Below are 22166 nucleotides of genomic sequence, written 5' to 3'. Positions count from 1 at the left end.
TTTATATGAAGGAAGCATTGTTATATGAAGGTAAGGCGAAGAAGGTTTATCAAGCAAAAGATAGAACTGGCAAGTTAGTTTTAGCCTACAAGAATGATGCTACAGCGTTTAATGGTGAAAAAAAATCGAGTTTTTCTGGTAAGGGAAGACTAAATAATGAAATTTCCTCACGAATATTTTCTTTACTTCATGATAAGGGTGTGGAGACGCATTTTATTGAACGATTAACGGAGACAGAACAGTTGGTTCATCAAACAGAAATTATCCCATTAGAAGTAGTTGTTCGTAATGTTGCTGCAGGCAGCATTACGAAACGACTAGGGATAGAGGAAAAAACGACATTTGCTCGACCTCTTGTTGAATTGTTTTATAAGAACGACGAATTAAATGATCCATTAATCAATGATGAGCATGCCTTTATTTTATCAGATGTAACACGGACAGAGCTGCAAGAAATAAAAGAGAAGGTATTGAAAATTAATGAGGAACTAAGAAAGATATTTCGTGATATTCATATTACATTAGTGGATTTTAAAGTTGAGTTTGGAAGATTAGCGAGTGGCTGTATCGTCCTAGCTGATGAGATTTCTCCAGATACATGTCGCCTATGGGATATTACAACGCAGGAAAAGCTTGATAAGGATGTTTTTCGCCAAGGAACAGGCGATTTAATGGAGGTCTATGAAGAGATTTTACGACGACTGGAGGATAAACAATGAAAAACGTAAAGGTCCATATTACATTAAAGTCAGGGGTATTAGATCCTCAAGGAAAGGCTATACAGGAATCATTACATGCACTAGGATATCAAGAAATAGAAGAAGCTCGTGTTGGTAAAGTAATTGAATTACAGGTTCAAGATGAAGCAGATATCGAGGCACGCGTTACAGAAATGTGCGAAAAGTTGCTAGCTAATCCAGTTATTGAAGACTACCGATTTGAAGTGGAGGGGGCTGTTCAGTCGTGAATTTCGCTGTAATTATGTTTCCGGGTTCTAACTGTGATCATGATATGTATCATGCCGTTAAAGATGTACTTCAAGAAGAGGCAGATCTCGTTTGGTATGAAAATAGTGATCTAACAAACTATGATGCTATTCTACTTCCTGGTGGTTTTTCGTATGGCGATTATTTACGCTCAGGAGCTGTAGCTTCTACTTCCAATGTAATGAAGCAAATCAAAGAGCATGCTGCAAAAGGAAAACCTGTATTAGGAGTCTGTAATGGATTTCAAATATTAACAGAAGCTGGGTTATTACCAGGAGCATTACTTCGTAACAAAAAACTTTCCTTTATGTGCCATCAGGAGGAGCTACAGGTTGTTAACAATCGGACGCTATTCACTACAGAATATACGTCAGGGGAAGTAGTGCGCTTTCCGATTGCGCATGGAGAAGGAAATTACTTTTGTGATGACGCTACATTACAAGCAATGAAGGCGAATGGTCAAATTGTATTTACCTATCAAGATAATCCAAATGGTTCCGTCGCCGATATTGCTGGGATTAGTAACCAAGAAGGTAATGTATTAGGAATGATGCCACATCCGGAACGAGCTGTAGAAGCATTATTGGGTAGTGATGACGGCTTACGTTTATTCAAATCAATGGTGCTGAATTGGAGGGAATCCTATGTTGCAAACGCATGAAATTAGTCCAGAAGTGATTGAAAGCGACAAACTGTATAAAGAAATGGGATTAAGTGATGAAGAGTTCCAATTGGTTAAAACCATTTTAGGTCGACGCCCAAATTTTACAGAAACGGGCATATTTTCAGTAATGTGGTCAGAGCACTGTAGCTATAAAACATCGAAGCCATTACTAAAAAAGTTCCCGACAAAATCACCGCATGTATTACAAGGACCGGGTGAGGGGGCTGGAATCATCGATATTGGTGATAATCAGGCAGTCGTGTTTAAGATCGAAAGCCATAATCACCCTTCTGCAGTTGAACCATATCAAGGAGCTGCGACAGGTGTCGGTGGAATTATTCGTGATGTTTTTTCCATGGGAGCACGTCCAATTGCTTTATTAAATTCATTACGTTTTGGGAATCTGACTTCGGAACGCGTAAAGTATTTATTCTCCGAAGTAGTGAATGGCATCGCTGGGTATGGGAATTGTGTCGGTGTTCCAACGGTTGGTGGAGAAGTTCAATTTGATACAAGCTATGAGGACAATCCGCTCGTTAATGCAATGTGTGTAGGATTAATTAATCATGATGATATCCAAAAGGGAATAGCAAAAGGGATTGGTAATACAGTATTGTACGCCGGCGCTCCAACAGGTCGAGATGGTATTCACGGTGCCACTTTTGCTTCAGACGATTTAGGAGAAGATGCAGCAAAGGATCGTCCTGCGGTACAAGTTGGGGATCCATTTATGGAAAAATTATTAATAGAAGCTTGCTTAGAAGTCATTCATTCAGAAGCACTTATTGGAATGCAGGACATGGGCGCAGCTGGTTTAACTTCTTCTGCGAGTGAAATGGCAAGTAAGGCTGGAACAGGATTAGAAATGAACTTGGATTTAGTTCCGCAGCGAGAACAGCATATGTCAGCATATGAGTTAATGCTATCTGAATCACAGGAGCGTATGCTACTAGTGGTTAAACAGGGACGTGAACAGGAAATTATCGAAGTATTCCAAAAATACGGATTGCAGGCAGTGGCTGTTGGAAAGGTAATAGAGGAAAAAATATTTCGTATTAAGCAGCACGGAGAAGTGATGGCAGACATTCCAGTGGATGCGCTTGCAGAGGAAGCCCCGGTCTACCATTTACCAGCAAAAGAAGCTAGCTACTATCAAGCATTTCAACAAATGGAAAATGCGATACCATCGATAGAAAACCATGCAGAAGTGCTGAGAAAACTATTACAGCAGCCAACAATTGCATCAAAAGAATGGGTATATGACCAGTATGATTCCATGGTTCAAACAAATACGGTTGTCACTCCAGGATCAGATGCTGCTGTTATTCGGATCAAAGGAACAAAAAAAGCATTGGCGATGACGACAGACTGTAATTCCCGTTATATTTATTTAGACCCAGAAGTGGGTGGGAAGATTGCAGTAGCAGAAGCTGCTCGAAATATTGTTTGTTCTGGTGCCAAACCCTTAGGTCTTACAGATGGGTTGAATTTTGGCAACCCAACAAACCCGGAAGTATTCTGGCAAATGGAGAAGAGTGTGGAAGGTATGAGCGAGGCTTGTCGTATCTTGAATACCCCAGTAATTAGTGGAAATGTATCGCTATATAATCAGTCCAAAGGAAAGGCTGTTTTTCCAACGCCGGTTGTCGGTATGGTCGGCTTACACGAATCTTTAGAGGATATTACGCCAAGTCATTTCCAGTCACCTGGGAACACGATTTATATGATTGGCGAAACGGATATTGCCTTCGGAGGTAGTGAACTTCAACAGCTTGTTAAAGGAACATATGAAGGAAAAGCTCCAGCCATTGACTTACAGGTGGAGGCAAGAAGACAGGAGCAATTATTAACAGCAATTCAAGAAGGGGTCATTGTATCCGCACACGATTTGACAGAAGGTGGTTTAGCTGTCGGTTTAGCTGAAAGTCTATTTAATAATACCTTTTTAGGTGCTGATATTGAGTTGACAGGGGATGCCACCGTTGCATTATTTAGTGAAACACAGTCACGCTTTATCGTGACGGTCAAGGAAGAAAATAAAGCAAGATTTCTAGACTTGGTTGAGGATGCACGAGCCATCGGTACGGTAACAGATAAGCAAACATTATCTATTTCTGTGAATGAAAAGAACGTTATAGAAGAGGAAATTCATCAATTACGAGATTTATGGAAGGGAGCTATTCCATGCTTGCTGAAATCAAAGGCATAAATGAGGAATGTGGTGTATTCGGAATTTGGGGTCATGAAAAAGCAGCAGAGCTTACCTATTATGGTTTGCATTCGATGCAGCATCGTGGTCAGGAAGGTGCTGGCGTAGTAGTAAGTGATGGCAAGAACCTTAAGGCTCATAAAGAGATGGGGCTCGTAAACGATGTATTTAAACATGCTGATTTTTCCGCTTTATCTGGAAGCGTAGCAGTAGGACATGTTCGTTATTCCACGCAAGGTGGAAAAGTCCTTGAAAATGTGCAGCCCCTATTATTTCGTTCACAAACAGAAAGTATGGCGTTAGCACATAATGGGAATATCATGAATGCCTATAAGTTACGAGGAGAGCTGGAGGCAGAGGGAAGTATTTTGCAAACCTCTTCGGATTCCGAGGTTCTTGCTCATTTAATTAAACGAAGCGGCAATAAAATAACCGAGGAAACAATCTCGAAAGCACTTAATCAAGTAGTTGGTGCATATGCCTATATTATTTTAAAGGAAGACAAAATGTTTGTAGCTTTAGATCCGACAGGTATTCGCCCGTTATCTATCGGAAGATTAGGTGATGCCTATGTTGTTGCTTCTGAAACCTGTGCATTTGGGCAAATAGGGGCTACATTTGAGCGGGAAGTGTTACCTGGCGAATTAATAACAATTAGCAATGATGGGTTATCATCTATAAGATTTGCTATGCGTCAGCAACGTAAGATGTGTGCAATGGAGTATGTTTATCTTTCCAGACCAGATAGTGATGTTAATCATGTCAATGTCCATGCTTCTCGTAAAAACATGGGAATGGAACTGGCTAAAGAGTCGCCGGTAGAAGCAGATATTGTCGTAGGTGTGCCGGACTCTAGTATTTCTGCCGCAATTGGTTATGCAGAGGAGAGCGGGCTGCCCTATGAAATGGGGATTATTAAGAATCGCTATGTTGGTAGAACATTTATTCAACCATCACAGGAACTGAGAGAGCAAGGGGTAAAAATGAAGCTTTCTCCGGTTCGCAGCATTATTGAAGGAAAGCGGGTAATTATGATTGATGATTCGATAGTTAGGGGGACCACTAGTAAACGAATTGTGCAAATGTTGAAACAAGCTGGTGCTAAAGAGGTTCATGTACGAATCGCTTCCCCGTCGATTCAAAACCCTTGCTATTACGGTATTGATATGTCGACGAGAGCTGAGCTAATTGCAGCCAATCATTCTGTTCCTGAAATTAGCAATATAATCGGCGCAGATAGTGTTGCTTATTTATCAGAAGCGGGATTAGAAAAAGCAGTTCTTAAGGATAAAACGATCCATCAAGGAATTTGTACCGCATGTATGACAGGAAAATATCCAGTTAAAGAAGAAGGGGAAAAAGAAATTGCCTATACCAGTTGTTAACTTAAACCATAGAGGAAGTGGCGTTCATGTCAGAAGTATATAAAGATGCAGGGGTAGATGTAGAAAAGGGCTATGAAGCCGTAGAAAGAATGAAAAAACATATTCAACGTACGACTCGCCCCGAGGTACTTGGTGGTATTGGTTCGTTTGGGGGTTTGTTTGACCTTACTTCTTTTGCTTACGAGGAGCCAGTTTTAGTATCAGGTACAGATGGTGTTGGAACAAAGCTAAAGCTAGCATTTGAATTAAATAAGCATGATTCTGTAGGAATAGATCTTGTCGCTATGTGTGTAAATGATATTATTGCTCAGGGTGCAAAGCCGTTATTTTTTCTTGACTATATTGCTTGTGGCAAAAACGAACCAGTTCAGATGGAACAAATAGTATCGGGGATTGCCGAAGGCTGTGTTCAGGCGAATGCTTCCTTAATTGGCGGTGAGACTGCTGAAATGCCTGGGATGTATCAAGATGGTGAGTATGACTTGGCGGGATTTGCTGTTGGTATTGCTGAAAAGTCTAAGCTCGTAACTGGAGAAGCAATTCAAGCAGATGATGTCATCATAGGTCTTCCCTCTAGCGGCATTCATTCGAATGGCTACTCATTAGTCCGTAAGCTTGTAGCCGATCTTGATTTTCATAACACCTACGGGTTGAGTTGCTCCCTAGGAGAATCATTACTGACACCAACGAGGATTTATGCTACATCAATGAAAAACGTGCTAGATTCTGGAAAGATAAAGGGGATTTCTCATATAACGGGCGGTGGTTTCTATGAAAACCTCCCACGTATGCTACCGACTGGTTTAGGTGCAGAGATAGACCGTAACACTTGGGAGCCGCCAGAAATCTTCCCATTTTTACAAGCGCAAGGGAAGATCAACGAAGAAGACATGTACGGGATATTTAATATGGGAATAGGTATGGCTATTGTTGTTGCAGCAGAGAATGTCCGTGATGTGCTCCGTTTATTGGAAATACAAGGAGAACTACCAACAGTGATTGGAAAAGTTATTCCGGAAGAAGGAGTGCATTTTTGTTCATGAGCCGTATTAAAGTAGCTGTATTTGCATCAGGTACAGGTAGTAATTTTCAAGCATTAATGGAGACAAAAAGCTTAGCCTGTGACATTGTACTTCTCGTTTGCGATAAGCATGATGCTCCAGTCATACAGAAGGCAAAGACGAATGGAGTTGCGACATTCATTTTTGACCCAAAATCCTATTCTTCGAAGCAGGCATATGAGCAAGAAATTACGGATAGGCTAAAGGCGGCTTCTGTTAGTTGGGTATTTCTAGCTGGCTATATGCGAATTGTTGGTTCTGAGCTGCTCACTGCTTATCGTGGCAAAATCGTTAATATACATCCATCGTTATTGCCGGCATTTCCAGGTAAGGATGCTATCAAGCAAGCGTTTGAAGCTGGCGTAACAAAAACAGGGGTAACGGTTCATTTTGTTGATGAAGGCATTGATACAGGACCAATGATTCAACAGCAGGAAGTATATATCGATGCTGCAGCTACATTAGAGGAGTTAGAAGAACGTATTCATCAGGTGGAACATCAATTATATCCACAGGTCATTAATCAACTTTTACAGAATGAGGGGTAATTATGAAAAAACGTGCATTAATCAGTGTATCGAATAAAGAAGGCATTATTGAATTTGCTAAAGGACTTCATGAAGCTGGAGTAGAAACCGTTTCTACAGGTGGGACACTTCAAGCTTTACAAGAGGCAGGCGTGCCAACAATTGCTGTAGAGCAGATTACTGGCTTCCCTGAAATATTAAATGGACGTGTTAAAACATTGCATCCGTTTATCCATGGAGGATTACTGGCAAAACGAGATAATGAAGAGCATCAAAACCAGCTGGAAAAAAACGAGATTTCTCCAATAGATTACGTCATTGTTAATCTGTATCCATTTAAACAAACATTAGAAAAACAAGGCGTAACCAAGGAAGAGATCATTGAAAATATCGATATCGGTGGTCCTACCATGCTAAGATCCGCTGCTAAAAATTATAAGGATGTGGCGGTAGTTGTTGATCCAAGTGATTATAATCAAGTATTACAGGCCATTAAACAGGATACGTTGACGGTTGACCAAAGGCAACAATTGGCTGCAAAGGTTTTCCGACATACAGCAAATTATGATGCACTTATTGCGCGTTATTTTACAGAAGAAACAGGTGAGGATTTTCCAGAAACCTATACGATTACGTATGAAAAGGCTCAGACGCTTCGTTATGGGGAAAATCCACATCAATCCGCTGCATTTTATAAACGATCGATTCCTGTTAAGGGAAGTTTAGCAACCGCAGAACAGCTTCATGGCAAGGAATTATCTTATAATAATATTCAAGATGCGAATGCCGCATTAGAAATACTTGCAGAATATACGGAACCAGCGGCAGTAGCTGTAAAACATATGAACCCCTGTGGAATAGGAGTAGCTCATACGATTGATACTGCCTTTCAACGTGCATACGACGCAGATCCAATCTCCATTTTTGGAGGAATCGTGGCATGTAACCAAGTCATCGATCAACTTACAGCAGAAAAGCTAAGCAAAATTTTCTTAGAAATTGTAATTACTCCAGGATATACAGAGGAAGCACTTGCTTTATTAACCGTGAAAAAAAATATCCGATTGCTAAAACTCCATGTGGAGCCAGCGGAGGAAGTAGGTCATACATTTACATCTGTAAACGGTGGCATGCTTATCCAAACGAAGGATAACGGTCGTATTAATCCGGATGAACTAACGATTGCTACTACTCGTGAACCGACAGAGAAGGAGCTGGCAGACTTATTATTTGCTTGGAAGGCTGTTAAGCATGTGAAATCGAATGCGATTGTTTTAGCGAAGGAAAAACGAACAGTGGGAGTTGGAGCTGGTCAAATGAATCGAATTGGTGCAGCCAGCATTGCTATCGAACAGGCTGCTGAACATGCGCAAGGTGCAGTGATGGCTTCAGATGCATTCTTTCCAATGCCGGATACGGTGGAGGCTGCAGCAAAAGCTGGAATAACTGCAATTATTCAACCTGGTGGTTCTAAGCGTGATCAGGACTCCATTGATGTGTGTAATGAGTACGGTATTGCAATGGTATATACAGGGATGCGCCATTTTAAACATTAAATGGAAGGGGATATTTCATGAAGATTTTAGTAGTTGGTCGAGGTGGACGTGAACATAGCATCATTATGAAAGTGGCTGAAAGTGAACGTGTTTCCGCGATTTATGCAGCCCCTGGAAACGGTGGGATTGCTGAGCAAGCAACGTGTATACCAATTGATGAGTTAGATATAGATGGACTTCTAGCATTTGCAAAAGAGGAAGCGATTGATTTAACAATCATTGGACCAGAAAATCCATTGAATGCGGGAATTGCTAACAAATTTAATGAAGCTGGTTTAGCTATTTTTGCACCGACGAAAGAAGCGGCATTATTAGAGGGAAGTAAGCAATTTGCAAAACAATTTATGCAAGCATACGACATACCAACTGCTGCCTATCAGTCCTTTACATCTGTTGAACAAGCAAAAGCCTATATCGCAGAAAAGGGAGCGCCAATTGTTATAAAGGCAGACGGCTTGGCTGCAGGGAAAGGCGTTATTGTTGCCGAAACAAAGGAGCAAGCGTTTACTGCTGTAGAAGAGATGCTTGTAGAAAAAACCTTTGATGAGGCGGGATCTACCATTGTGATAGAGGAGTTTCTTCAAGGGGAAGAATTTTCCCTAATGGCGTTTGTCCATGAAAATCAGGTATATCCAATGGTACCTGCAAGAGATCATAAGCGGGCATATGATCAGGATCACGGCCCAAATACAGGGGGGATGGGGGCTTTTTCACCAGTACCAGACCTCACTCAAGCAGATATTGATTTTTCATATACGCATATTTTACAGAAAACAGTGGACGGTTTAATAGAAGAAGGTAGAGCCTTTACGGGAATTCTTTATGCGGGTTTAATGAATACAGAAGATGGACCTAAAGTAATTGAGTTTAATACCCGGTTTGGTGATCCGGAAACACAGGTTGTACTACCATTATTAAAAAATGATCTTGTTCAAGTAGTTCTCGATGTCCTAGCAGGTAGAAACCCAGAGCTTCAATGGGATAACAAAGCTTGCGTTGGAGTTGTTTTAGCCTCTGAAGGATATCCAGGTGCTTACCAAAAAGGGGTTGAATTACCTACGCTGCATACAGAACGTGCTTTTATCGCTCATGCAGGGACAAAACAAGCAGACGGCGTGTTTGTCTCGGATGGAGGGCGTGTGCTGTTGGCTGGATCAACTGCAGCCTCGATAGAAGAAGCAGCGAGAAATGCATATACCGCATTTGCTAGCGTAAAGAAGGATGGTGGATTCTTTTATCGAACCGATATTGCAAAAATTGAAATGAAGCAAGCATAAAAACGGTACTTCCCTATATTTTTGGAGAGTATTCAGCTAGTGGATAGAAATATTGTTTGTTAAACAGCTACTCAATTGTTAGATCAAACAATAGAGGAAACCAATATGGGTAAAGTGTGGGATTGTCTGCCAGTAAATGTCCGATAGGTTTAAAGGCCTTTAGGTCATATCCGTGGTACTAAATTGGGGGATAAACAACCCCCAAACGGATTGAAGTTTCATTTTATATGACAGATGATAATATTAGGAAAACCAGCTACTCTCCTTATAGGATGGTAGCTGTTTTTTTATAGTCCGGGAAATTAAGGAAATTATAAAATTTGCCCATCTGGATAAATCTGGACGTGTGGACCCACCGTCCAGCGCCCAGAAACAAGGCGACTTCACGAATCGCCCTAATCGAAGCCATTATGGCTCCGAACCACATCGAGATTCCTTTATCTCCGTTGACTCGATCCAGTCGCTACGCTTCTAATCGGGCGCTTGCACTTTTGCTCTTGAATCCCCTTTTATCTTGGAAGGGCATGCAAGGATGCTTTTATATATGACTTACCATGAAATATTTAGTGATTATAAAAAGGTGGAACAACGAGCAATCTGAAGCAAATTAATAGTAATTGTGTTTTATGATAGCACGTGTAAAATATAAAGAAAGATAAATTGGTTTAAGGGTAATGCTAGAAGGAAAGTGGTGAATCTGACATGAACGATGCCTCAATTGTCGTTGCAGACGACGAAAAAGAGATAGCTGATTTATTAGCTATTCATTTAGAGAAGGAAGGATATAAAGTCCATAAAGTTTATAACGGAAAAGAAGCTATGAAAGTGATTGATCAGCAATCTATCGATTTAGTGATTCTAGATATTATGATGCCAGAAATGGATGGGTATGAAGTAACAAGGCAGATAAGAGAGAAACATAATATGCCTATTATTTTTTTGAGTGCCAAGACCTCTGAATTCGATAAAGTGCAGGGGCTTGTTATTGGTGGTGACGACTATATGATTAAACCATTCTCCCCAATGGAGCTTATGGCACGCGTTCAAGCACAGTTAAGAAGATACAAAAAATTAAATGAAGCCAAATTAATGTCAACAGCCAATATGGAGTTTGGTGAACTAACTATTTCTAAGGAAGAGCATGTAGTTTATCTATTAAATGAAAAAGTTGAATTAACCCGTAAAGAATTTGAGATTCTATATTTATTAGCAAAGCATCCGAGAAAGGTTTATAGTGTTGACAAGATTATGCAAATCGTTTGGGGAGATACCTATTATGATGGTGCGAATACAGTGATGGTTCATATAAGAACATTACGAAAAAAGTTAAAAGAAGATAAAAGAAAGAATAAGTTTATAAAAACGGTATGGGGGGTTGGCTACACATTTGATGGTTAAATGGTTGAGAAGTTTTCGCGCAAAAATAATTGGTATGTTTGCTTTAAGTAGTTTATTATCAGGTCTTTTAACATATCTCATTATCATGCTTGCGAAGCAGTATTATTCTACAGTTGATTATGGTAGCACTGGGCATGCTATTCGTGAATTTATTCGAACGATTGGTGATGTATATGTCTTTCTTTTCATATTCATTGTGTTTTCCTTTTTGTTTTTCTATATGTTAATGAAGCCATATACAACGTATTTCAATAAAATCTCAAAAGGTATTCGGCAATTAGCTCAAGGTGATTTTGATTACCAAGTCAAGCTATCGTCTAAAGATGAATTTAATGATATAGCAAACGATATTAATCGGACTAGTGCTAGACTGAAAGAAGCAATTGAAAAGGGGGAGTTCTTAGAAAGTAGTAAGGATCATTTAATTGTGAATTTAGCACATGATCTACGAACACCGCTCACCTCTGTTTTAGGATATATAGAAATTATCTTAAAGGATAAAACACTTGGTGAAGAAGAAAAGATGCATTTCTTAAAAATTGCATTTAATAAATCGCAACGCTTAGAGAGACTGTTAGATGAATTATTTGAGATAACAAAAATGAATGACCATATGTATTCTATTGAAAAAACAAAAATTAATATATCTGCTTTACTTTATCAATTAGCAGAAGAAATGTATCCAATTTTTGAAAAAAGTTCTCTACATTTACGACAGGATATCCAATCTAATTTGATGACTTTAGGGGATGGTGATTTACTAGCTCGTGTATTTGAAAATTTACTAACAAATGCCAATCGGTATGGGTCCGATGGGGAATTTATTGATATTCGTGCTTTTCAAGAAAATCAGGAAGCTATTATCCAAGTTATTAATTATGGAAGTATCATAGCAGATGAAGATTTACCACATATATTTGATATGTTTTATACAGGAGATAAATCACGAACGATGCAAAAAAATAAAAGCGGACTGGGCTTATTTATAGCAAAGAATATAATAGAGCAACATAACGGCACAATCACTGCAAAGAGTAATTTGAAGCAAACCGTATTTGAAGTTCGTCTTACTAGCAGTGATGATGAGTAAGAAACAGAATTAGTTAAGAAATATTTAAGATTTTACCCACTTTTTTATTAAAGATATTTTCCTAAGATGTGTATAGAGAGAAGAAATCAAGGAGGGGAAGTTCTACATGAAGAAGTGGTTTTTCATATTGTTGTTTTTATCTATTGTAATAGGCATAGTATATATTACCCCTGTATCCGTATTAAATGAAGATAAACCAAATATGGTTCCAAAGGAAAATATCAATTTGGAACAATTTGATTTACAAGAAAAAGAAATAAATAAGGAAGAAATGTATCAGGGTGAATTATTATTAGTTAATGATGAATTTCCTGTAAAGGAACGATATATTAAAAAAGATATGATCCAATTAATTAACCATCGAGAATTAATCGCAAATTATGGATTGCTCCATCAAGATCTACGTTTATCCGAAAAAGTAGCTAGAAAATTCTCGGACATGGTTGAAGCTGCCCAAAAGGATAATGTGCATAACTTTTTATTAAGTAGTGCTTTTAGAGACCAAGAGGAACAAAAAGTGTTATACGAGGAAAAGGGAAAAGATTATGCTTTACCACCTGGTTATAGTGAGCATAATTTAGGATTGGCTCTAGATGTTGGATCTACAAAGGAAAGTATTAAATATGCAGCGGAGGGAGCTTGGATACAAAAAAACGCTTGGAAATTTGGTTTTGTACTTCGCTATCCTAAAGCTAAAGTGCATATTACAGGTATTGAATATGAGCCATGGCATTTACGTTATGTTGGTCTGCCTCATAGTGCAATTATGTATGAAAAGAATCTCGTATTGGAAGAGTATTTAACTTATTTAAAGAAAGAAAAGCAAATAGCAACCACATACCAAGGGGAGAAATTCCTTATTTGTTTCTTTCCTGTTTCAGAAGACCATCCAAAAATATTGGTACCAACCGATAGTGAATATACTATCTCAGGTAATAATATGGATGGAGTAATTGTGACAACAAGGCAGAATATGGATAGCGGTACTCAAGTATAGCAGAATGGATAGAGATAAATTTGATACAATGGCTAAATCTAGTGTTGGTTTAGTCTTTTTAATGTCCTGAAAGAATCAGTTAAACTCGAATTATATCCCACATATAACTATTAATGAAGAATCCCTACTGAAAATTTATCTATTACTGTTTACTGTGATCGTTACCTAGAGTTAGTAACACTTGAAAAGTGCCATTCCTGTCTTCACAAAAATTTCACTTTAGTTTACAAAAACATTACAGTGAGAAAGCAAAAAATATGGTAAAATAAAGGAAAATATCGGCTTAGATCTTTTTTATCCGCAGTAAGCCTCCCACTTTATTCAAGTAAGCTAGAGGTTTGTAAGTCATGAGTTCACTTATGCTTCCCTGCCGAACAGGGTTTAGCTAAGCAAATACGAAGGGATTTGGTTGTTACGGATAAAGTTAGCTGTTAACAGTATTTATATCTTTACAGAAGGTATACGGTTAGGAAATGAAAAAGAAATATTAAGATGGAGAGAGTTGTTTAACCATGCAAAATAACGGATATCACTGGAGAAATAGAGAAATTAGGCAACATGTTCGAGTGATTGATGAAGCGTCGTCACCGACATTAGTTTTAACAAATTGCACGTATTTAAATGCGTATACAAAACAATGGTTACAAGCGAACATTTGGATCGATGAGGATCGGATCGTATATGTTGGAGACAAAACTCCTAAAAATATGAACCGTACGGAAGTTTATGACTGTCAGGGAAAGTATGCAGTGCCAGGTTATATCGAGCCACACGCACATCCATTCCAACTGTATAATCCAGAACAATTGGCAAAACATGCTGGAAGGACTGGTACAACGACATTAGTAAATGATAACCTGTTATGGCTTTTTTTGTTGCAAAAAAAGAAAGCGTTTTCTATATTGGATGAATTTCGTAAGCTACCTGTGTCAATGTATTGGTGGGCAAGGTTTGACGCTCAAACTGAAATGCAGCAGCAAGATGATATCTTTCATACGGAAGACGTCTTAGAATGGATTAAGCATCCAGCCGTTTTACAGGGTGGCGAATTAACCGCATGGCCAGAACTATTAGCTGGGGATGATCGGCTACTTTACTGGATACAAGAGACGAAGCGACATGGAAAGCCGGTTGAAGGGCATTTTCCGGGTGCGTCTGAACGGACATTAACGAAAATGAAATTATTAGGAATTAATGCAGACCATGAATCGATGACAGGAGAAGAAGTAATCCGGCGTTTACAGCTAGGGTATCAAGTTGGTTTACGCTACTCCTCTATTCGACCAGACTTGCCAAGGATACTAGCAGAGCTGATTGCGCTTGACCTAAAGTCATTTGATCATTTAACGATGACAACGGATGGAGCTACACCTGGATTTTATGAAGATGGCTTAATGAATGTCTGTATTGATATTGCTATCAAAAAAGGTATTCCATTGGAGGAGGCATATCTGATGGGGAGCTTTAACGCTGCTAAGCATCTTCGCATGGAAGAACAATTGGGAAGTATTGCGCCTGGTCGGCTTGCTCATATTAATATTTTATATGCAAAGGATAATCCGCATCCAGAAAGTGTCCTTGCTAAAGGAAAATGGATTGTAAAAAATGGAGCGGAAGAAACCGTTCACCAAAAAATTGATTGGCAAGCATACGGACTTAAACCGTTGAATTTAGATTGGGAACTAGGAAAAAATGAACTGCAATTTTCCGTTCCAATTGGTTTAGAAATGGTGAATGATGTCATTATGAAGCCTTATCCAATTGAAATCGATATAACGGTCGATAGACTTCCTGAGCAAACAAATGAGGCCTTTTTATTAATGCTGGACAGAAAAGGAAAGTGGCGAGTTAATACAACATTACGCGGATTTACTAGTAAATTAGGTGCACTTGCCAGCTCGTATTCAACAACTGGAGACTTTGTGTTCATTGGTAAGGATAAACAAGATATTATACTTGCGGGGAAACGGATAAAAGAAATGGGTGGAGGTATTGTCCTCGTCCATCAAGGGAAGATCCTTTTAGAAATTCCGCTTTCTCTAAGTGGTATGATGTTTGATGGAGATATGAAAGAGCTTATTGAAAAGGAGAAAGAATTAAAGGATTATTTACAGGATTTTGGCTATCCATTTCAAGATCCGGTATATTCCATCTTCTTTCTTGCGTCAACACATCTACCTTATATACGAATTACACAACAAGGAATTATCGATGTGAAGAAAAAAGAAGTTCTATTCCCGGCAACGATGTGTTAGCGTATAATATAATACTATACTAACTTTTCAAAGGTGTTGTGGAATATGAAAAAATTATTATGTATCGTTTTTCTAGCTTTTATATTTCTTGCAGCGTGTAATGATGAAAAGGAAGCTCGTGATAATGAATCGAAGGATTCTGGCTTGGAACAGAAGTCCGATTCGTTCCAAGTCCCGGAAGAATATGAAAATATGTATCCACTAACAGGAATAGGTACAGATGAAGTCGTTAATAATAGAATGGTAGGTGTAATGGTTAATAATCACACAAAAGCTAGACCACAGACAGGATTATCGAAAGCAGATATCGTATTTGAAATGCTAGCAGAAGGTAAAATTACTCGGTTTTTAGCACTCTTCCAAAGTGAAATGCCAGATGTTGTAGGACCTGTACGAAGTGCGAGAGAATACTATTTCGAACTAGCAAATGATTATAATGCAATCTATGTTTATCATGGGGCTGCTGGATTTGTAAATGATAGGATAGAACAGCGGGGAATTGACCATTTGAATGGTTCGTTTTATGATAATGATGGTGTATTATTTAAACGTGAACCTTTTAGAAAGGCACCGCATAATTCGTATTTACAGCTTGGATCTGTCTATGAAAAAGCAGAAGCGAAAGGCTATGATACGAAAGCAACGTATGAGCCCTTGCCTTTCTTATCAGAAGGTGAGCAGGTAGCTGGTGAACCTGGTAACCATGTGAAAATTGTATATTCCGATACGCCTACGGAGATTGTTGAATTTGATTATAATAAACGTTCGCAAGCATATACAAGATACAGTGATCAGGAAAAGACAATAGAGTTAGAATCAGAGGAAGCTATTCAGGCTAGTAATGTATTTATAATAGAGACTCATCATGAAGTAATTGATGATGCTGGTCGTCGGGCTATCGATTTACAATCAGGTGGAGATGCTTATCTCTTGCAAAAAGGTGTAGTTCAAGAACTTCGCTGGGAAAATAGAAATGGAAGAATTGTTCCAATGAAAGACGGGAAAGAAGTTGCATTTGCTCCAGGAAAAACGTGGATTAATGTGATTCCGACCGAACCTGGTATAAAGAGAGCCGTAACGATATCAAATGAGTAATGGAAGCAGGAGGGCTTTGGTGTGCAAATAGATAAACTACGTGGGAAACAATTGGATCAATTATTTGATGCAATCCTTTCATTAAAAGACCGGGAAGAATGCTATCGTTTTTTTGATGATATTGCAACGATGTCAGAAATCCATTCTATTTCCCAACGATTACAAGTAGCAAAAATGCTAATGGATGGAAGTACGTATAATGCAATTGAACAGGAGACAAATGCATCAACTGCTACGATATCACGAGTAAGACGGTGCATTAATTTTGGAAGTGAAGGGTATCAATTAGTACTTGATCGCATCATAGGGGACAAAGACGATTAAACCAAAAACTAGAAATGTCATCATCGACATTTCTAGTTTTTGTTTTTGAACCTCTCGAGCTATGCCAAGGGTTCTGGGAAGCTTTAATGTGGGTCAAAAAACTTCTTGGTAAGATAACGCTGGTTTCCCGACCACTATATGTGCTCTAGGAAGCTGTCCTATGAAGATCAAGAATAGATTAGCACATACAGCAAGAAACGATGAAGTTAACTTTTTGCTTAACAGTTGATAATAAATCCACTTGTTTGCAGTGTACAGCGTTTTCGTTAAAATATATGGACTCACGCATGTTTTACGTAAAAAGATTATCCTTATCTCTAAATTCCTAGAATGTTTTTTGATATAATAAACTAATGGATTATAATGATGGAGGACTATTATTTTGGATAAAACAATGAATGCTTGGCAGCATATTTTTAAGCTTGATCCTGCCAAAGAAATCTCAGATGAACATTTAGAAATGGTTTGTGAGTCAGGGACAGATGCCATAATTGTAGGTGGGACAGATAACATAACATTAGATGGCGTGCTTGATCTACTCTCAAGAATACGTAGATATACAGTACCTTGTATTTTAGAGATTTCATCCATGGATGCAATAACTCCAGGCTTTGATTATTACTATATTCCTATGGTGCTTAATTCGAAGGAAAAAAAGTGGATGATGGATATTCAACATCAAGCTATTAAAGAATTTGTTGATATGCTTGAGTATAGTGAGATATTATTTGAAGGATATTGTATATTGAATAAGGACGCAAAAGCTTTCATACATACGAACAGCTATTTACCGGATGAAGATGATGTGATTGCGTATGCTTATATGGCAGATAAGGTTTTTCACTTGCCTGTCTTTTATATGGAGTATAGTGGAACCTACGGGGACCCAGTGCTGGTCGAAAAAGTAAAAGCTCAATTGGAACATTCACTATTGTTTTACGGTGGTGGTATTGAAACAGTCCAACAGGCACGGGAAATGAAAGAACACGCGGATGTAATTATCGTTGGCAATCGTATATATACAGATATCAAGCAAGCATTAAAAACGGTAAAAGCGGTAAAAGATAGTTAATAGTTAGGCGGTGTAAAAATGAGTCAAACAAAAGATGACTTATTAAAAGGATTAAATAAACAGCAAAAAGAAGCTGTTACACATACAGACGGCCCTTTACTTATTATGGCCGGTGCAGGAAGTGGAAAGACAAGAGTATTAACCCATCGGATTGCTTACTTATTAGGAGAAAAGGACGTTTCTCCTCGTAATATTTTAGCAATTACATTTACGAATAAAGCTGCACGTGAGATGAAAGAACGCGTGCGTAAATTAGTTGGACCTGAGAGTGATCAAATGTGGGTTTCGACCTTTCACTCCATGTGTGTACGAATTTTACGAAGAGATATTGACCGAATTGGTTATAACAGTAACTTTACTATCTTGGACAGCAGTGACCAGTTGTCTGCGATTAAACAAATTTTAAAAAACCTTAATATGGATCCAAAGAAATTTGAGCCACGAGCAATGCTAGGACAAATTAGTGCTGCGAAAAATGAATTAGTTACTGCTGAAGAATTTAATAAAAAGGTAGGTAACTTCTTTGATCGTCAAGTAGGTCAAGTATATGAGGCTTATCAAAAGATGCTACAAAAAAATCAATCTCTGGACTTCGATGATTTAATTATGCAGACGATACATCTTTTTCAACGAGTACCAGAGGTATTGGAATATTATCAAAGGAGATTTCAATACATTCATGTTGATGAGTATCAAGATACAAACCATGCACAATATGCACTTGTGAAACAACTTGCAAGCAGGTATCAAAACCTTTGTGTTGTTGGTGACTCGGATCAATCGATCTATCGTTGGCGGGGAGCTGATATTACCAATATCCTTACTTTTGAGAAGGATTATCCAACATCACGGACAATTTTGTTGGAGCAGAATTACCGATCAACGAAATCAATTTTACAAGCCGCTAATAAAGTTATCGAACGCAATAGTGGAAGAAAACCAAAGAAGCTGTGGACAGAAAATCCAGAAGGTAAAAATATTCATTACTTTCAAGGTGCTACAGAACAAGAAGAGGCATTGTTTGTAACTGAAAAGATTCAAGAATTAACGCGTAGTCAAGGATATTCACCAAGTGAAGTGGCAATACTGTACAGAACAAATGCACAGTCACGTGCGATTGAGGACACATTAGTGAAGTCAAATATTTCCTATCAAATGGTAGGTGGTACTAAGTTCTATGATCGTAAGGAAATTAAAGATATGGTAGCTTACCTTCGACTTATAGCTAATCCCGATGACGACCTTAGCTTTGAACGCGTTGTTAATGTTCCAAAAAGAGGAATCGGAAAAACATCCATTGATCGATTACGTGAATATGCAGCACTCCATGATATATCCTTTCATGAAGCAGTTAAAGAGGTTGATTTTACCGGTGTTTCGAAAAAGGCCGCAAATGCTCTAGCGGAATTTGGTAATCTTATTCGTACATTATCGCAGCAGCAAGAGTTTCTTACTGCAACCGATATGGTAGAAGCCGTTTTAGAACGGACAGGCTATGAAACAATGCTGAAAAATGAACGAACGATCGAGGCGCAAAGTCGCTTGGAAAACTTGGAAGAATTTATGACTGTAACAAAGGATTTTGAAGAAACCAGTGAGGACAAGACACTTGTTGCTTTTTTAACAGATCTGGCTTTAATTGCTGACATTGATCAAGTAGATGAAGAAGAGACAGAGGCAGAGGAAAAAATTACATTAATGACATTACACGCGGCCAAAGGACTAGAATTTCCGGTTGTCTTCTTAATCGGTTTAGAAGAAAATGTTTTCCCGCACAGTCGTTCGATGTTAGATGAAGAAGAAATGGAAGAAGAACGAAGACTAGCTTATGTAGGCATTACGAGAGCGGAGAAAGAGCTTTATATGACGCATGCTAAAATGCGTACACTTTTCGGCCGGACGAACATGAACCCCGTTAGTCGATTTATTAATGAAATTCCAGAAGAATTAATTGATGGAATGGAAGAAGCGAAAATGTCTATGTTTGGTGGAAGTATCGGACAGAAATCTAAGCCAGCTCCTGCACCTATGAAACGTAAAGCGGAGCGTATGCAAAAAACGACAGGTGCAGAAAATGAGACGTGGGGACCTGGTGAGAAGGCACACCATAAAAAATGGGGTGTTGGTACAGTTGTTAAAGTTCAAGGAGAAGGAGAGGCAATGGAGTTAGATATTGCTTTTCCAGCGCCAGTAGGTATAAAACGAGTCTTGGCTAAATTTGCGCCAATCACGAAGGAGTAAGGGAGGTGCTTGCATGGATCGACAACAGGCACAAGATAAGGTTAAGCAATTAACCGAAATTTTAAATCACTATAATTATGAATATCACGTGCTGGATAACCCTTCCGTTCCAGATGCGGTCTATGACCAGAAAATGCAGGAACTGCGAAAACTAGAAGAGGCTTTTCCAGACCTGGTAACTGCCGAATCTCCAACGCAAAGAGTGGGCGGAGAACCGTTAGACGCATTTCAAAAAGTTCAGCATAAGATTCCGATGTTAAGCTTGGGAAATGCGTTTAATGAACAGGATTTGCGAGATTTTGCACGACGCGCAAGTCAGGGAACAGATGAACCAGTTCAATTTGTCTGTGAATTAAAAATTGATGGTTTAGCTGTTTCGCTGACGTATGAAAATGGAAAATTGGTACGTGGAGCTACGCGTGGGGATGGTACGACAGGTGAGGATATTACTAGTAATCTGCGGACCATTCGTAGTATCCCACTATCCATTAAAGAAACGGAAACCATTGAAGTTCGTGGTGAAGCGTTTATGCCTCATCAATCGTTTTTAGCCTTAAATAAGGAAAAAGAAGCAAATGAGGAAGAGCCCTTTGCGAATCCTCGTAATGCGGCAGCAGGTTCTTTACGGCAGCTTGACCCAAAGATTGCTGCTAAGCGAAATTTGGACATCTTTCTCTATGGGGTTGGTGCGTGGAAAAATAGTAAACTAACCACACATAGTGAGCGTTTGGAACGACTGAAGGAGTTAGGGCTGAAAACAAACCCAGAGTGGAAAAAATGCGATACCATTGATGAAGTTTTAGAGTATGTTTCCTATTGGACGAAGGAACGTCCAAATTTAAATTATGAAATCGATGGGATTGTTATAAAAGTAAATAATCTCAAGCAACAAGAGGAGTTAGGTTTTACTGCGAAAAGTCCACGCTGGGCAATTGCTTATAAATTTCCAGCAGAAGAAGCAGTAACAAAATTAACGGATATTGAATTAAGTGTAGGGAGAACTGGCGTTGTCACACCAACGGCTATTCTCAACCCTGTAAAAGTAGCTGGAACTACCGTACAACGAGCTTCCTTGCACAATGAGGATCTTATCCGAGAACAGGATATCCGTATTGGCGATACCGTTGTGATTAAAAAAGCTGGTGATATTATCCCGAAAGTGGTACGAGCGATGGTCGAAGCGCGTACTGGCTCAGAGCAGGAATTCCATATGCCAGCTGAATGTCCAGCCTGTGGGAGTGAATTAGTTAGATTAGAAGAGGAAGTTGCCTTACGTTGTATTAATCCTAGTTGTCCTGCGCAATTAAAGGAAGGGCTTATTCACTTTGTTTCACGTAATGCTATGAATATTGATGGTTTAGGAGAGAAAGTAATTATTCAGCTTTTTCAGGAGAACCTTGTGCATACAATAGCTGATATTTACCGTCTGAAAAAAGAAGAATTGCTTGAGTTAGAACGTATGGGCGAAAAGTCAGTTGATAATTTATTACGTGCTATTGAAGTATCAAAGGAGAATTCACTGGAGCGCCTGCTGTTTGGATTAGGTATTCGATTTGTCGGATCAAAGGCTGCAAAGACATTAGCAATGGAATTTGAAACGATGGATAACCTGCAAAAAGTAACATATGAAGACCTATTAGAAATAAATGAAATTGGAGATAAAATGGCTGATTCAATCGCGCAATATTTTCAAGAGCAGCAAGTTATTGATCTCTTAAATGAGCTAAGAGATCTGGGAATTAACATGACGTATTTAGGGACGAAGCCTTCTACACAAACAGAGGAAAGCATATTTCATGGGAAGACGATTGTATTAACAGGGAAAATGGAGTATTTTACTCGGCCTCAAGCAAAGGAAATTATTGAGGGGTTAGGTGGGTCTGTTACTGGCAGTGTTAGTAAAAAGACGGATATCCTAATCGCGGGAGAAGATGCCGGATCGAAGCTGGTGAAAGCCCAGAAGCTTGAAGTTGACGTATGGAATGAAGAACAATTTCAGCAAGCTATTGAAAATGGAGGAGTGTAAGTC

At 38.9% G+C, this 22166-nt stretch carries 18 protein-coding genes; all 18 read left to right on the top strand.

The annotated features are described in order from the left end of the window. The first annotated feature begins 5 nt into the window (after positions 1–5). The 18 genes from purC (at position 6) to ligA (ending at position 22163) form a co-directional block, all read left to right on the top strand. Positions 6–719, top strand: coding sequence for a phosphoribosylaminoimidazolesuccinocarboxamide synthase (gene purC, locus ABDZ84_RS16235; protein WP_343782248.1), 714 nt, complete (start codon positions 6–8; stop codon positions 717–719). Next, positions 716–967: a phosphoribosylformylglycinamidine synthase subunit PurS gene (purS, locus tag ABDZ84_RS16230; protein ID WP_026682851.1), complete on the top strand. Its 252-nt coding sequence runs from the start codon at positions 716–718 to the stop codon at positions 965–967. The genes purC and purS overlap by 4 nt, the downstream gene beginning before the upstream one ends. Further along, the gene (gene purQ / locus ABDZ84_RS16225; RefSeq protein WP_343782245.1) at positions 964–1647 is read left to right on the top strand and encodes a phosphoribosylformylglycinamidine synthase subunit PurQ; all 684 of its coding nucleotides are present in this window, start codon (positions 964–966) and stop codon (positions 1645–1647) included. Before purS ends, purQ begins: the two co-directional genes overlap by 4 nt. Next, positions 1631–3859: a phosphoribosylformylglycinamidine synthase subunit PurL gene (gene purL / locus ABDZ84_RS16220; RefSeq protein WP_343782243.1), complete on the top strand. Its 2229-nt coding sequence runs from the start codon at positions 1631–1633 to the stop codon at positions 3857–3859. Before purQ ends, purL begins: the two co-directional genes overlap by 17 nt. Next, positions 3835–5244, top strand: coding sequence for an amidophosphoribosyltransferase (purF, locus tag ABDZ84_RS16215; protein WP_121604626.1), 1410 nt, complete (start codon positions 3835–3837; stop codon positions 5242–5244). The genes purL and purF overlap by 25 nt, the downstream gene beginning before the upstream one ends. A 26-nt stretch (positions 5245–5270) precedes the next feature. Further along, entirely contained in the window at positions 5271–6287 is a 1017-nt protein-coding gene (gene purM / locus ABDZ84_RS16210; RefSeq protein ID WP_166530071.1) for a phosphoribosylformylglycinamidine cyclo-ligase, read from the top strand. Beyond that, positions 6284–6853 carry a phosphoribosylglycinamide formyltransferase gene (purN, locus tag ABDZ84_RS16205; protein WP_343782240.1) on the top strand — a complete coding sequence of 190 codons (570 nt, stop codon included), beginning with the start codon at positions 6284–6286 and terminating at the stop codon, positions 6851–6853. The genes purM and purN overlap by 4 nt, the downstream gene beginning before the upstream one ends. Before the next feature lie 2 nt (positions 6854–6855). Then, the gene (gene purH / locus ABDZ84_RS16200; RefSeq protein ID WP_343782238.1) at positions 6856–8388 is read left to right on the top strand and encodes a bifunctional phosphoribosylaminoimidazolecarboxamide formyltransferase/IMP cyclohydrolase; all 1533 of its coding nucleotides are present in this window, start codon (positions 6856–6858) and stop codon (positions 8386–8388) included. 17 nt (positions 8389–8405) lie between these two features. After that, positions 8406–9665, top strand: coding sequence for a phosphoribosylamine--glycine ligase (gene purD / locus ABDZ84_RS16195; RefSeq protein WP_205389612.1), 1260 nt, complete (start codon positions 8406–8408; stop codon positions 9663–9665). A 702-nt stretch (positions 9666–10367) separates the two neighbouring features. After that, positions 10368–11063: a response regulator transcription factor gene (locus ABDZ84_RS16190; RefSeq protein WP_343782236.1), complete on the top strand. Its 696-nt coding sequence runs from the start codon at positions 10368–10370 to the stop codon at positions 11061–11063. Next, positions 11056–12153, top strand: a complete 1098-nt coding sequence (locus ABDZ84_RS16185) for a sensor histidine kinase (RefSeq protein WP_121604631.1) — start codon at positions 11056–11058, stop codon at positions 12151–12153. The genes ABDZ84_RS16190 and ABDZ84_RS16185 overlap by 8 nt, the downstream gene beginning before the upstream one ends. Positions 12154–12259: 106 nt before the next feature. Then, the gene (locus tag ABDZ84_RS16180; protein WP_205389614.1) at positions 12260–13150 is read left to right on the top strand and encodes a M15 family metallopeptidase; all 891 of its coding nucleotides are present in this window, start codon (positions 12260–12262) and stop codon (positions 13148–13150) included. 512 nt (positions 13151–13662) lie between these two features. Beyond that, positions 13663–15405, top strand: coding sequence for an adenine deaminase C-terminal domain-containing protein (locus ABDZ84_RS16175; RefSeq protein ID WP_343782233.1), 1743 nt, complete (start codon positions 13663–13665; stop codon positions 15403–15405). 45 nt (positions 15406–15450) lie between these two features. Further along, complete coding sequence (locus ABDZ84_RS16170) at positions 15451–16500, top strand: DUF3048 domain-containing protein (RefSeq protein ID WP_121604634.1); 1050 nt, start codon at positions 15451–15453, stop codon at positions 16498–16500. A gap of 21 nt (positions 16501–16521) precedes the next feature. Continuing rightward, positions 16522–16824, top strand: a complete 303-nt coding sequence (locus tag ABDZ84_RS16165) for a YerC/YecD family TrpR-related protein (RefSeq protein ID WP_026682838.1) — start codon at positions 16522–16524, stop codon at positions 16822–16824. A gap of 394 nt (positions 16825–17218) precedes the next feature. Then, positions 17219–17896: a heptaprenylglyceryl phosphate synthase gene (pcrB, locus tag ABDZ84_RS16160; protein WP_121605863.1), complete on the top strand. Its 678-nt coding sequence runs from the start codon at positions 17219–17221 to the stop codon at positions 17894–17896. Positions 17897–17914: 18 nt separating this feature from the next. After that, positions 17915–20137: a DNA helicase PcrA gene (gene pcrA / locus ABDZ84_RS16155; RefSeq protein WP_166530068.1), complete on the top strand. Its 2223-nt coding sequence runs from the start codon at positions 17915–17917 to the stop codon at positions 20135–20137. 13 nt (positions 20138–20150) lie between these two features. Further along, positions 20151–22163, top strand: coding sequence for an NAD-dependent DNA ligase LigA (ligA, locus tag ABDZ84_RS16150; protein ID WP_026682835.1), 2013 nt, complete (start codon positions 20151–20153; stop codon positions 22161–22163). The last annotated feature ends 3 nt before the right edge of the window (positions 22164–22166 follow it).

Origin of the sequence: Virgibacillus salarius, from assembly GCF_039521925.1 — a bacterium.
Classification (GTDB): Bacteria; Bacillota; Bacilli; order Bacillales; family Amphibacillaceae; genus Virgibacillus; species Virgibacillus salarius.
This window is presented reverse-complemented; position numbering and strand designations above follow the sequence as displayed.

What these genes read in the sequence shown, in the direction of transcription:
- purC (WP_343782248.1), top strand. Translation starts at nt 6, where the DNA reads ATGAAGGAAGCATTGTTATATGAAGGTAAGGCGAAGAAGGTTTATCAA.
- purS (WP_026682851.1), top strand. Translation starts at nt 716, where the DNA reads ATGAAAAACGTAAAGGTCCATATTACATTAAAGTCAGGGGTATTAGAT.
- purL (WP_343782243.1), top strand. Translation starts at nt 1,631, where the DNA reads ATGTTGCAAACGCATGAAATTAGTCCAGAAGTGATTGAAAGCGACAAA.
- purF (WP_121604626.1), top strand. Translation starts at nt 3,835, where the DNA reads ATGCTTGCTGAAATCAAAGGCATAAATGAGGAATGTGGTGTATTCGGA.
- purM (WP_166530071.1), top strand. Translation starts at nt 5,271, where the DNA reads ATGTCAGAAGTATATAAAGATGCAGGGGTAGATGTAGAAAAGGGCTAT.
- purN (WP_343782240.1), top strand. Translation starts at nt 6,284, where the DNA reads ATGAGCCGTATTAAAGTAGCTGTATTTGCATCAGGTACAGGTAGTAAT.
- purH (WP_343782238.1), top strand. Translation starts at nt 6,856, where the DNA reads ATGAAAAAACGTGCATTAATCAGTGTATCGAATAAAGAAGGCATTATT.
- purD (WP_205389612.1), top strand. Translation starts at nt 8,406, where the DNA reads ATGAAGATTTTAGTAGTTGGTCGAGGTGGACGTGAACATAGCATCATT.
- ABDZ84_RS16190 (WP_343782236.1), top strand. Translation starts at nt 10,368, where the DNA reads ATGAACGATGCCTCAATTGTCGTTGCAGACGACGAAAAAGAGATAGCT.
- ABDZ84_RS16185 (WP_121604631.1), top strand. Translation starts at nt 11,056, where the DNA reads ATGGTTAAATGGTTGAGAAGTTTTCGCGCAAAAATAATTGGTATGTTT.
- ABDZ84_RS16180 (WP_205389614.1), top strand. Translation starts at nt 12,260, where the DNA reads ATGAAGAAGTGGTTTTTCATATTGTTGTTTTTATCTATTGTAATAGGC.
- ABDZ84_RS16175 (WP_343782233.1), top strand. Translation starts at nt 13,663, where the DNA reads ATGCAAAATAACGGATATCACTGGAGAAATAGAGAAATTAGGCAACAT.
- ABDZ84_RS16170 (WP_121604634.1), top strand. Translation starts at nt 15,451, where the DNA reads ATGAAAAAATTATTATGTATCGTTTTTCTAGCTTTTATATTTCTTGCA.
- pcrB (WP_121605863.1), top strand. Translation starts at nt 17,219, where the DNA reads ATGAATGCTTGGCAGCATATTTTTAAGCTTGATCCTGCCAAAGAAATC.
- pcrA (WP_166530068.1), top strand. Translation starts at nt 17,915, where the DNA reads ATGAGTCAAACAAAAGATGACTTATTAAAAGGATTAAATAAACAGCAA.
- ligA (WP_026682835.1), top strand. Translation starts at nt 20,151, where the DNA reads ATGGATCGACAACAGGCACAAGATAAGGTTAAGCAATTAACCGAAATT.